At 72.0% G+C, this 11,260-nt stretch carries 11 protein-coding genes; 9 read left to right on the top strand and 2 right to left on the bottom strand.

Going from position 1 to position 11,260, the window contains the following annotated elements; all coding sequences use genetic code 11:
* Nucleotides 1–21: 21 nt before the first annotated feature.
* From FJ658_RS08865 to FJ658_RS08900, 8 genes are all read left to right on the top strand, one after another.
* Nucleotides 22–420, top strand: coding sequence for a hypothetical protein (locus FJ658_RS08865; protein WP_141145025.1), 399 nt, complete (start codon nucleotides 22–24; stop codon nucleotides 418–420).
* A gap of 91 nt (nucleotides 421–511) precedes the next feature.
* Nucleotides 512–1,051: a ribosome recycling factor gene (frr, locus tag FJ658_RS08870; protein ID WP_370454782.1), complete on the top strand. Its 540-nt coding sequence runs from the start codon at nucleotides 512–514 to the stop codon at nucleotides 1,049–1,051.
* A 2-nt stretch (nucleotides 1,052–1,053) separates the two neighbouring features.
* On the top strand, nucleotides 1,054–2,046 hold the full coding sequence (locus FJ658_RS08875; RefSeq protein WP_141145027.1) for a phosphatidate cytidylyltransferase: 993 nt from the start codon (nucleotides 1,054–1,056) through the stop codon (nucleotides 2,044–2,046).
* Between the two features lie 22 nt (nucleotides 2,047–2,068).
* Nucleotides 2,069–2,614: a DivIVA domain-containing protein gene (locus FJ658_RS08880; protein ID WP_141145028.1), complete on the top strand. Its 546-nt coding sequence runs from the start codon at nucleotides 2,069–2,071 to the stop codon at nucleotides 2,612–2,614.
* Between the two features lie 87 nt (nucleotides 2,615–2,701).
* Entirely contained in the window at nucleotides 2,702–3,352 is a 651-nt protein-coding gene (locus tag FJ658_RS08885; protein ID WP_255447644.1) for a lytic transglycosylase domain-containing protein, read from the top strand.
* A gap of 40 nt (nucleotides 3,353–3,392) precedes the next feature.
* Entirely contained in the window at nucleotides 3,393–3,689 is a 297-nt protein-coding gene (locus FJ658_RS08890; RefSeq protein ID WP_141145029.1) for a hypothetical protein, read from the top strand.
* Nucleotides 3,686–4,474 carry an alpha/beta hydrolase gene (locus FJ658_RS08895; protein WP_141145030.1) on the top strand — a complete coding sequence of 263 codons (789 nt, stop codon included), beginning with the start codon at nucleotides 3,686–3,688 and terminating at the stop codon, nucleotides 4,472–4,474. Before FJ658_RS08890 ends, FJ658_RS08895 begins: the two co-directional genes overlap by 4 nt.
* Before the next feature lie 29 nt (nucleotides 4,475–4,503).
* On the top strand, nucleotides 4,504–4,806 hold the full coding sequence (locus tag FJ658_RS08900) for a rhodanese-like domain-containing protein (protein WP_141145031.1): 303 nt from the start codon (nucleotides 4,504–4,506) through the stop codon (nucleotides 4,804–4,806).
* Nucleotides 4,807–4,822: 16 nt separating this feature from the next.
* Here FJ658_RS08900 and FJ658_RS08905 read toward each other — a convergent pair whose 3' ends face one another.
* The gene (locus tag FJ658_RS08905; protein ID WP_141145032.1) at nucleotides 4,823–5,866 is read right to left on the bottom strand and encodes an AI-2E family transporter; all 1,044 of its coding nucleotides are present in this window, start codon (nucleotides 5,864–5,866) and stop codon (nucleotides 4,823–4,825) included.
* A 104-nt stretch (nucleotides 5,867–5,970) separates the two neighbouring features.
* Nucleotides 5,971–9,111, bottom strand: a complete 3,141-nt coding sequence (locus tag FJ658_RS08910; protein ID WP_141145033.1) for a hypothetical protein — start codon at nucleotides 9,109–9,111, stop codon at nucleotides 5,971–5,973.
* A gap of 339 nt (nucleotides 9,112–9,450) precedes the next feature.
* Here FJ658_RS08910 and FJ658_RS08915 point away from each other — a divergent pair, with 339 nt between their 5' ends.
* Nucleotides 9,451–11,211, top strand: a complete 1,761-nt coding sequence (locus FJ658_RS08915; RefSeq protein ID WP_141145034.1) for a hypothetical protein — start codon at nucleotides 9,451–9,453, stop codon at nucleotides 11,209–11,211.
* The last annotated feature ends 49 nt before the right edge of the window (nucleotides 11,212–11,260 follow it).

Below are 11,260 nucleotides of genomic sequence, written 5' to 3' on the forward strand. Positions count from 1 at the left end.
CCGACCGAGACCGCCTGCACCATGGCCCGCCGCGACGACGTCTTCCCGTTCAAGGCCACGCACGACCCCGAGAGGGAGCGCCGAGAGCGCGGCCCGATCAAGACGGGGGATGTCGCGCTCTCGATCCTGCTCGTGATCGTCGGCGCGAGCGGGGTGGGCATCGCGATCGCCCTCGCGCTCGTCGAGGCCGCCCTGACGACGGGCACCCCGGATGCGCAGGACGGCTCGATCCACGCCGCCATCGCGCTCACGGTGGTCGGCCCGGCGCTGAGCTGGGCGATCGGCTCGCTGATCGTGCTGGTGCGGGCGGTGCGCCGTCAGCGCTCGTGGCGCGTCGCGCTGATCTCCCTCATCGTCGGGCTCGTCAGCGGCGCCGCGGGTGCGCTCTGGTGGGCGGCGCAGGCGGGCGTGCTGAACTGAGCGTCGTCGCCGCGCAGACCCGCTCGGGATGCGCCCACTAAGCTGGGGCGACGCAAGGCGTGAAGGAGTGCACCCCGTGATCAGCGACGTGATGTCCGAGACCAAGGACAAGATGCTCAAGGCCGTCGAGGTCGCCAAGGACGACTTCTCGACGGTGCGCACCGGCCGTGCCAACCCGGCGCTGTTCGAGCGCATCAACGTGGAGTACTACGGCACCCCGACGCCGCTGCAGCAGCTCGCGAGCCTGCAGAACCCCGAGGCGCGCACGATCATCATCACGCCCTACGACAAGACCGCCCTCAAGGACATCGAGAAGGCCATCGTCGCCTTCCCGAACCTCGGCGCCGCCCCCTCGAACGACGGCAACATCATCCGCGTCACCATGCCCGAGCTCACCGAGGAGCGCCGCAAGGAGTACGTGAAACTCGCCCGCGCCAAGGGCGAGGACGCGAAGGTCGTCGTGCGCAACCTGCGACGCAAGGCGAAGGACGACCTGGATGCGCTGAAGAGCGAGGTCGGCGACGACGAGGTGGCGCGCGCGGAGAAGGAGCTGGAGGCGATCACGAAGACCCACACCGACGCGATCGACGAGGCCCTGAAGCGCAAGGAAGCCGAACTGCTCGAGGTCTGAGCGTGACCGACGACGACCACCACGGTCACTCCGACCCGGAGCACAAGCGCCACACCCGCGCCGAGTTCGAGGCGAAGGCCCGTGCCAACGTCGCGGAGTTCGAGGCCCAGGTGCGCGCGACCCGTGCGCAGTTCGAGGAGGCGAACGCGCGCATCGAGGCGCGCGCCGGGCGCAACCTGCCGTTCGCGATCGGGGTCGGCATCCTGCTCGGCGGGCTGCTGATCGTCAGCCTCGTCATCCTGAAGTGGCTGTTCATCGTCTTCGGCGCCGTGCTCGTCGCCTTCACGATCTTCGAGCTCGCGAGCGCGCTGCGCTTCGCCGGGCGCGACGTGCCGCGCGTGGCTTCGGTGGTCGTCGGCGTCGCCGTGATGCCGGCCGCGTTCTTCCTCGGCGTCGAGGGGCTCTGGCTGGCGACGCTGGCGGCGATCGCGATCATCTCGCTCTACCGTCTGATCGAGCTGGCGTCCCCCCGCGGCCGCGCACCGGCGCGCGAGGTGATCCTCGACCTGGTCTCGGGTGCCTTCATCCAGCTCTACGTCACGTTCCTGGCGGGTTTCCTTGTCGTGCTGACCAGCGAGGAGAACGGCCAGTTCTGGACGCTGACGTCGATCATCGTGGTCGTCGGCGCGGACATCGGCGCCTACCTGTTCGGCGTGCTCTGGGGCAAGAACCTCATGGCGCCGAAGATCAGCCCCAAGAAGACCTGGGAGGGCTTCGGCGGGGCCGCGGTCTTCGCGATCGGCACGGCCGTGCTCTGCTCGTGGCTCATGCTGGGGCAGCCGTTCTGGCTGGGCATCCCGCTTGGCATCCTGCTGCTGCTGACCGGCACCGGCGGCGACCTGGTCGAGTCGCTGATCAAGCGCGACCTCGGCATCAAGGACATCTCGAGCTGGCTGCCGGGGCACGGCGGCTTCCTCGACCGCCTCGACTCGATCCTGCCCTCGGCGGCGATCGCCTACGGCGTGTACCTCGTCGCCACTCAGCTCGGCGGCTGACGGCCCGCCCTAGACTGACCCCGTGAGCTCGACCTTCCCGCACGCCCGCCGCTCACGGCAGGGCTACGACGTCGACGAGGTGGAGCAGTTCCTCGCCGACGCGCGCAGCTCCTATCTCGCCGAGCCGGGGGCCCGCGAGATGAGCTCCGACGACATCCGCACCACCGGCTTCACGCTGCGCAAGGGCGGCTACGCCACCGAGCACGTGGATGCGGCCCTCGCCCGCCTCGAAGACGCCTTCGCGGGCCGCGAGAAGCAGCGCGCCCTCGCCGCCGACGGCGACAAGCACCTCGCCGAGGCCCGCGATCTGGCGCAGGTCATCCTCGACCGTCTGGTGCGGCCGCACCACCACCGCTTCCGCCGCACGAGCCTGTTCACGGTCGGCTACGCCCCGGTCGAGGTCGACGCCTTCGTCGATCGCATCGCGGAGTACCTGCAGGGCGGCGAGGCCGTGACGGCCGACGAGATCCGCGAGGTCGCGTTCCGTCCGAAGCGCGGCGGCTACGACGAGACCCAGGTCGACGTCGTGCTGGATGCGATGGTCGACGTGATCCTCGCGGTGCGCTGAGCCGACCCCGTTCGCGACGTCGTCGCCTGGTCGTCCCCTGAACCGGGCTGGGCTTACGTCCAGGTCCTCGGGTAAACTCGTCGGATCGTGAGCAGACACCGGACTTCCCGCGCGCCCGGCGCTCTCGTCACCCGACCCCGATTCAGCACGGCCGTCGCGATCCCGCGCCACGTGCGCCGGCGCCACTCGCTCCCGCTGTTCGCGGGCCTCGCGACGCTGGCCTTCGTGCTCGTCTCGATCGTCGATCCCTACAGCGGCGCCTACGCCTCGGCCGATGTGGCCCCGGGCCAAGACGGCCGGTTGCAGACCTACCAGGCGGGCTCGGACTTCCAGAACTCGACTCAGCGCGACGGCTACCAGGTCATCAAGCCGCAGCCGGTCGTCGTCGCGGCGAAGAGCGGCGGCGGCTCCGCCCCCGCGGCGGGCACGCCCGATCCGGGCACGGCGAAGGCGATCGCCTACGACATGGTCATGGCCCGCGGCTGGGGCCAGGGCGAGTACGACTGCCTCGTGTCGCTCTGGAACAAGGAGTCGCACTGGAACGTCTACGCCCACAACTCGGGCAGCGGCGCCTACGGCATCCCGCAGGCGCTTCCGGGATCGAAGATGGCGAGCGCCGGCGCCGACTGGCAGACGAATCCCGCGACGCAGATCACCTGGGGCCTCGGCTACATCACGGGCCGCTACGGCACGCCGTGCGGGGCGTGGGGCAAGAGCCAGGCCTCCGGCTGGTACTGAGCCCGGCCGACGCGGAGCACCGCCCCGTAGACTCGAGCGCATGCCTCGCTCGAACCGCCCGCGCCAGCAGCGCCGGGCGGAGACCGAGCCGCTCGATCTGAGTCGCGTGATGGGCGGCCTGCGCCGCACCGAGTCGAAGCGCGACGGCGAGTGGAACGTGCAGCCCCAGTCCGCGGGCGCCGCCGTCAAGGTGTACACGTGCCCCGGATGCGGTGGCGAGATCGCCGAGGGGATCGCGCACGTGGTCGCCTGGCGCGCCGACGGCATCATGGGCGAGGCCGACGATCTGGCTGCCCGCCGCCACTGGCACAGCCGCTGCTGGAGGATGCGCGCATGAGCGACCCGAGTCCCACGCCCGACGCGAGCGCGACCGCGCCGGCACCGACCGAGCCGACCGCATCCGCGCCGATCGAGATCCGCGGCGCCGTCGACCTGCCCGCCCGCCGCGAGGACGTGACGTTGTCGACGGACGACGGCCTGACCCTCGTCGGCGAGCTCGCCCTGCCCGAGTCGGCCGCGCCGGCCGGCACGCTGCTCTTCCTGCACCCGCTGCCGACCGCCGGCGGGTTCATGGACTCGCACATCGTGCGCAAGTCGTCGGGGCGGCTGCCCGCGCTCGCCGACCTGGCCGTGCTGCGGTTCAACTTCCGCGGCGTCACCTCGCCGCGCGGCACCTCCGAGGGCGTCTTCGGCGAAGGGGTGGATGAGCGCCACGACCTCGAGGCGGCACTCCGCCTCGTCGCCGAGCGCGGCCTCCCGAAGCCCTGGCTGGTCGGCTGGTCGTTCGGCACCGAGGTGCTGCTGAAGCACGGCCGCGACGCCGACATCGCCGGCGCGATCCTGCTCTCGCCGCCGCTGCACCGCACGAGCGACGCCGAGCTGGCCCGCTGGCGCGACTTCCCGCATCCCCTGGTCGCGCTCGTGCCCGAGCACGACGACTTCCTCAAGCCCGCCGAGGCGACCGAGCGCTTCGCGATCGTGCCGAACCTCGAGCTCGTCGCGGTCGAGGAGGCCAAGCACCTCTGGGTGGGCGAGAAGCAGACCTACCGCGTGCTGAGCGAGATCGTGCAGCGCGTGAACCCGGCGGCGCTGCCGCTGCCGACGCAGTGGCCGGCCGGCTGAGCCGGCCCGCCGAACGAGAGGAGCGCCCCGTGCGCAGCATCACCGTCCAGCAGCTCAGCGAGCTCGACGCCCCCAGCGTGATCGACGTGCGCGAGCCCGACGAGGTCGCCGCCGTGCGCGCGGTCGGCGTCACGCCCATCCCGATGGCGACCGTGCCGACCCGGCTCGACGAGCTGCCCGACGGCACCGTCTACCTGATCTGCAAGTCGGGCGGCCGCAGCGGTCGCGTGGCCGAGTACCTCGAGCAGCAGGGCTACGACGTGGTCAACGTCGAGGGCGGCACGGATGCCTGGGTCGCCGCGGGCCTGCCGACGGAGTCGGGGGCGGCCTGACCGCCGGGCCTTCTCGCTAGAGCTCGTTCTGGCGGGGGATCACGACCTGCTTGACGATCAGCAGGATCGACGCCGCCACCGGGATGGCGATGAGCGCGCCCAGGATGCCGAGCAGGGTTCCGCCGGCCAGGGCCGCGACCACGACGACGACGCCGGGCACCTTGACCGCGCGGTTCATGATGTTCGGGCTGAGCACGTAGGCCTCGACCTGCATGTAGACCACGTAGTAGATCGCGACCGCGATGACCGAGGGCGAGCCGTTGAACAGCCACACGGCCAGGGTGATGACGACCGAGCCCGAGATCGTGCCGACGAGCGGGATCAGCGAGAACAGGAATGCGATGAACGCCAGCAGCGCCGAGTACTTCGCCCCGACGATGAAGGTCAGGAAGATGAAGCTCAGGATGCCGTTGCAGAGGCCGAGCGCCACCTGTCCGACGACGTAGCGGCCGACCGAGGCGGTGATCTGCTCGGAGATGTCGACGAAGCGCTCGCGCTTGGTCGCGGGGACCAGCTGGTACAGCCCGCGCTTGATGCTCGCCAGCGAGGCGACGAAGTAGAGGGTCAGGATCAGCACGATCAGCCCGCCGAACGCGCCGTTCGCGATCGTGAAGACGGTGTTGAGCGCCGCGCCGGTGATGCCGCCGAGGTTCTTCGTCAGCTCGTTCTGCACCGTCGTGAGGGTGTCGTTGAAGTCGAGCCAGGGCAGCGTCGCCTCGAACCACTTCTGGATGTCGTTGTTCTCGAAGGCCTTGACGATCGTCGGGATCTGGTCGATCAGGGCGCCGACCTGGTCGCTGACGACCGGGATGATCGCGAACACGAGCCCGGCGAAGATGCCGAGGATCACGACGAGCACGATGAGGATCGCGAGCCAGCGGGGCAGCTTGCGGCGCTCGAGGAACGAGACGGCCGGGTCGATGCCGAGAGCGAGGAAGATCGCGGCGCCCACGTAGGTGAGGATCGTGGCGAGCGAGCCGATCGCCGAGCCGATCACGATCGCGACGAGCACGCCGAGCCCGCCGAACAGTCCGAGACGGAACGCGTTCTGGATCTTCATCTGCCGTCCTTCGGATCGGTGAGCTGGCGGGTCACCCGCGCCGGGGCGGCGCGGATGAGCCTGTCAGCGGTGACGAGGCCGGAGCCGGGGCTCCGGGCCGGGATTCAGCTTCCGCTTCCGATCTTCTCAGCCTGGCCCAGCATCCCGCGCAGGCTCTCGAAGTAGTTCGCGACCGCGTCGCGCTCGACGCGGATCTTCTCGAGGCGCTCCTCGGCGTCGGCGAGCAGCTCGGCGGCCCGCTTCTCGGCGTCGGAGATGATCGCGGTGCTGCGCTTCTCGGCGTTGGCGAGGATCTCGGCGGCTGTCGTGCGCGACTCGTCGAGACGCTGCTTCGACTCGCGGTTCGAGCCGGTCGTGAGCTTCTCGGCCTCCTCGCGGGCGGCGGCGGCGCGCTCGGTCGCCTCGGCCAGCTGCGCGTTGGCCTCGTCGAGGTAGGTCTTGGTGGATGCGGCGGCCGCCTGGTGGGCCGTCTGGTACTCCTTCTCGGCCTCGTCGCGGCGCGCGGTCAGCTCGACCTCGAGGTCGGCGCGCGCCTGCTCCGCCTCGCGGGCGAGGGTCGTGCGCTGCTCGTCGGCCTCGTGCTCGAGCGTCGCCCGGGTCGTGGCGGCCTCGGCGGCCAGCTTCTCGCGCTGCCGCGTCGTGTCGCGCTCGAGGTCGGCGCGCTCCTTGGCGATGTCGGATTCGAGCTTGCTGCGCACGTCGGCGAGGTCGTGATCGATCTCGGCGCGGCCGGCCGCGATGTCGGCGTCGAGCTCGGCCCGGCGTCCAGTGATCTCGGCCTCGAGGGTCTCGCGTGCGGCGGCCGACTCGGCGTCGAAGGCCCCGCGCTCGGTCTTGAGCGCCGCCTCGTGCTTCTCGCGGCCGGTCGCGATCTCGGACTCGAGCGCGGCGCGGGCCTCGGCGAGCTCGCGGTCGAGCTCGGTGCGGGCGTGGGTCAGCTCGGCCTCGAGGGTCGTGCGGGCCTGGGTCGTCTCGGCTTCGAGGGCGGCGCGCTCGCGCTCGGTGTCGGCGGTCAGGGCGGCGCGCGCATCCGTCACCTCGGTCTCGAGGGCGGCGCGGGTCTCGGCGACCTCGGCCTCGAGCTCGGCGCGGGCGCGCTCCTGCTCGGCCTCGAGCGCGGCGCGGCCGGTGGCGACGTCGGCCTCGAGCTTGCGGCGGGTGCGGGTGTCTTCGCCCTTGAGCTTGGCGCGACCGCTCGTGAGCTCCTTCTCGAGCGCGGCGCGGGCGTCGCCGACCTCCTTCTCCAGCGCGGCGCGCGTCTCGGTGACCTCGCGATCGAGCGCCTCACGGCCCTCGGCGTCGTCTTTCTCGAGCTTCGCGGTGACGGCGGCGACCCGGGCCTCGAGCTCGGCGCCGGTCGTGCTGACGTGCTCGTCGTGCGCGGCCTGCGTCTCGGCGAGGTGCTTGTCGTGCGCGGCCTGCGTCGTCGCGAGGTGCTTGTCGTGCGCCGTCTGCGTCTCGCTGATGTGCTTGTCGTGCTGCGCGGTCGACTCGGCCAGGTGGGTGTCGTGCTCGGTGCGGGCGGCGCGCAGCTCCGTCTCCTGCGCCGTGCGCGCGGCGCCGAGCTCCTGCTCGAGCTGGGCTCGCGCGGCGGCGAGCTCATCGGCCAGCGCGTCGCGGGCGTTCGCGACCTCGGTCTCGAGCGCGGCCTTCGTCGTCGACACCTCGGTCTCGAGGGCAGCCCGGGTCGTGGCGACCTCGTCGGCGAGCTCGGCGCGGGCGCTCGTCACGTCGGCATCGAGGGCTGCCTTCGTGGTCACGACCTCGTTCTCGAGCTGGATGCGCGTCGACTCGATCTGGTTCGCCAGCTCGGCCGAGCGCGCCGAGATCTCGTTCTCGAGCGCGGTGCGGCGGCTGCCGACCTCGGTGTCGAGCTCGGTGCGGGTGCGCAGCACGTGGTCGTCGATGCCGGCGCGCTCGCGGGCGACGTAGGCGTCGACCTCGGCGGTGTCCTGGCCGATCTTCGCCTCGAGGGCCGCCGTCTTCTCGGCGACCTCGGCGTCCACCTCGGCGCGGCGCTCGGCGAGCTCGGCGTCGAGGGTGGCGCGGGTCTCCTTCTCGAGCGTCTCGACCTCGGCGGTGCGGCGCGCGACGTCGGTGTCGAGCTGGATGCGCGTCGAGTTGAGGTGCGAGTCGTGCGCCGAGCGCTCGCCGGCGATCGCGGCGTCGTGGTCGGCGCGGGCCTGGCCCAGCTCGCCCTCGAGCTCGGCGCGGCGCTGGGCGAGCTCGGCGTCGAAGGCCTCGCGCACCTGGGCGATCTCGGTCGCGAGCTCGGCGCGGGCGGCCCGCAGCTCCTCGGCGAGGTCGGCGCGGGCGATGCGCTGCTCGGCCTCGAGCGCCTCGCGGGCGGCGGCGGTCTCGCTGCCGAGCGCGGCGCGGGCCGTGGTGGTGTCGTGCTCGAGCGCGGCGCGCTGCTTCGCGGTCTCGGCGTCGAGCGCCGCCCACTTCGCGGTCGACTCGTTCTCGAGGGCCGTGCGGTCGTCGGCGAGGGCGCGCTCGTGGTCGGTGCGGCCCTGCTCGATCTCGTGGGCCAGCTCGGTGCGGGCCTGCTCGCTCTCGGCGGCGAAGGCGGCGCGCTCGCGCTCGGTGTCGCGGGCGAGGGCGGCGGCGGCCTCGCGGGCCTGGGAGCTCTCGCGCTGGGCGACGACGCGCAGCTCGGCGATCTCGCGCTCGGCCTCGGCGCGCAGGGCGGCGGCCTCGCGCTTCGCGGCGGCGCGCGCATCCGCCGATTCGGTGGCGACGGCGCCGCGGATCGAGGCGGCCTCGCGGATCGCATCCTGGGTCGTGGCCTCGGCGGCGACGCGGGCCGAGGTGCGGGCCTGCTCGGCCTCGTCGCGGGCGTCGTCGAGCATGCGGGCGGCGCGCTGCTCGGCGTCGGCGATCGTCGTGGCGGCGTGAGCGGCGCTCTCCTCACGAAGCTTCTGCACCTCGCTCGAGACGCTGCCGCGCAGCTTCTCGGCGTCGATGTCGGCCTGGCTGATCAGGCGGGTGGCCTGCTCCTCGGCGGTGCGCAGCGTGCTCTCGAGCTTCGTGCCGAGGCCGCTGTAGGTGGGGGAGCCGACCTCGTCGATCTCGGCCTGCAGGTCTTCGACCACCGCCTGGAGGCGCTTGATCTCCTTGGCCGACTCGGTCTTGTCGGTGTTGGCCTTGATGAGGTCGCGGCGCAGGGTGCCGAGGGCCTTGTCGACCTCGTCCTTGCGGTATCCGCGCAGCTCGGTGCCGAATCCGGTGTCGTCTGCCGCCACTGTCAGCTCTCCTGTCGTCGACCCCGTCCCGGGCCGGCCGTCGTCACGAACCCGGAAAGTCTAGCGAGGACGGTGATCGCGGGCATCGAGGGGCCTCTCGCCCGCGCGGGAGCAGTCGGCGGCGTCGTCGAGCACCCGCAATCGGAGGCACCTCCCACCGCGCATCCAGGCTGCTCTTGGGTGGCGGGCGACTCGCCCGGTATCCTGGGTTGTCTTTGTCTGCTGCCTGACGCGGATGAGCGCCTCGCGCTCGCCGTGGGGACTCCCCGCCGGAACCCCGGCGCACTGCCGGAGTGGGGCGGGCCACGAGCCGCTTCGCAGCACGAGAGGAGTTCACCCGTGAGATTCGTCCTCGCGATCGTGCTGTTCGTGTGCGCGCTCGCGTCCGCCGGTCTCGGCATCGCCCAGCGCACCGTGCTCGCCGGTCCCGACCAGCTGACCGTGTCCGCCGACGTGCGCTCGACCGCGCCCATCACCGTCATCAGCGGCAAGACCCTGAGCGCCCTCGACGGCACGCAGCAGCTGACCATCGGCGGCTCCGACGAGGTCAACGTGGCCTACGGGCGCACCGCGGATGTCATGGCCTGGGTCGGCGACAGCAGCTACAACACGGTCTCGTTCGACAGCGAGGAGCGCACGCTCAGCGGCAAGACGGTCGACGGCTCCGACGACGACGCGATCCCGTCGGCCATCGGCAGCGACCTCTGGCTCGACGAGAAGAGCGGCGAGTCGAGCGTGAGCTGGCCGCTGAAGCTGTCGAGCGACTACTCGGTCATCGTGACGGGGGCGAAGGATGCCGCGGCACCGGGCGAGGTCGGCATCCGCTGGCCCATCGACAACTCCGCGCCGTATTCGGGTCTGCTGATCCTCATCGGCGCCGGCCTCATGATCCTCGGCCTGCTGGCGTTCATCTGGGCCCTCGTGCACGCGCGCCGTCGCCGCGGTCCGCGCCGCAAGCAGCCGAAGCTGCCTCGCGCGCCGCGGCCCAAGGCCATCACCGCGCGGTCGGCTCGCGCGCTCCCGGCCGGCCCCAGCGCCTCCCGCGGTCGACGCCGCGGCTTCGTCGTGGTGCCCGGCCTGCTCGCCGGCGCGCTCGTGCTCTCCGGCTGCTCGGTCGTGGGCGACCTCACCTCGAGCGCCGGCTCGGCCTCGCCGTCGCCGAGCGCCTCCGGCTCGGCCAAGGCCGCCGACACCCCGCCGGTCGCCGTCACGGCGCCGCAGCTCGACCGCATCGTGAAGCGCGTCAGCGAGTCGGTCGGCAAGGCCGACGCGGCCCTGGATGCGACCCTCGCCGAGGACCGCCTCACCGGCCCCGCCCTGCAGACCCGCACGGCGAGCTACACGATCCGCAAGGCCGACGGCAACCAGGCCGCCGAGCCCGCCATCCCGGCGAGCAAGGTGCAGGTCGACCTGCCGCAGCAGAACGCGAAGTGGCCGCGCACGGTGTTCGCGGTCGTCGCCGATCCCGAGCAGCCGACCGTGGCGCCGATCGCGCTCATGCTCATGCAGGAGACGCCGCGCGACCAGTACAAGGCCGAGTACGTGCTGCCGCTCGAGCCGAAGGCCGAGGTGCCCGAGCTGGCGCCCGCCGACGTGGGCGCGGCGCGGGTCAAGTCCGACGTGAAGTACCTCAAGCTCGAGCCGAGCAAGATCGTCGACGCCTACGCCGGCATCCTGCTGCAGGACACCGCGGCCGCCGACTACGACCTGTTCGACGCCGACGGCGACGGACTGCGTCAGGCGCTCGGCGCCGCCTACAAGCAGCAGCGAAAGTCGAGCCTGCCCGCGTCGGCGACGATCGACTTCACGCACGCGCAGGGCGCGGGGGAGACGATCGTGTTCGGCACGAACGACTCGGGCGCGATCGTCGCGGCCGACCTCAACGACATCGAGACGGTCAAGCCCGCCGAGTCCGGCGCGGCGATCAACCCCGACGGCCGCGTCAAGCTGCTGTCGGGCATCTCGCAGACCACCAAGGGCATCCAGTCGACCTACGACGTGCAGCTGCTCTTCTACGTGCCTCTCGCGACCGACACGAAGGCCAAGATCAAGCTCCTCGGGTTCTCGCAGGTGCTGTCCGAGGCGAAGGAGCTGCCATGACCGACCCCCGACTCGCCGGAGCCAACCTGCGTGGAGCCGTCGACCTCAG

This window comes from Schumannella sp. 10F1B-5-1, from assembly GCF_006517535.1.
Lineage (GTDB): Bacteria > Actinomycetota > Actinomycetes > Actinomycetales > Microbacteriaceae > Schumannella.

Coding starts and splice junctions, on each gene's coding strand:
- FJ658_RS08865 (WP_141145025.1), top strand. CDS start 22: ATGGCCCGCCGCGACGACGTCTTCCCGTTCAAGGCCACGCACGACCCC.
- frr (WP_370454782.1), top strand. CDS start 512: ATGTCCGAGACCAAGGACAAGATGCTCAAGGCCGTCGAGGTCGCCAAG.
- FJ658_RS08905 (WP_141145032.1), bottom strand. CDS start 5,866: ATGAAGATCCAGAACGCGTTCCGTCTCGGACTGTTCGGCGGGCTCGGC.
- FJ658_RS08895 (WP_141145030.1), top strand. CDS start 3,686: ATGAGCGACCCGAGTCCCACGCCCGACGCGAGCGCGACCGCGCCGGCA.
- FJ658_RS08890 (WP_141145029.1), top strand. CDS start 3,393: ATGCCTCGCTCGAACCGCCCGCGCCAGCAGCGCCGGGCGGAGACCGAG.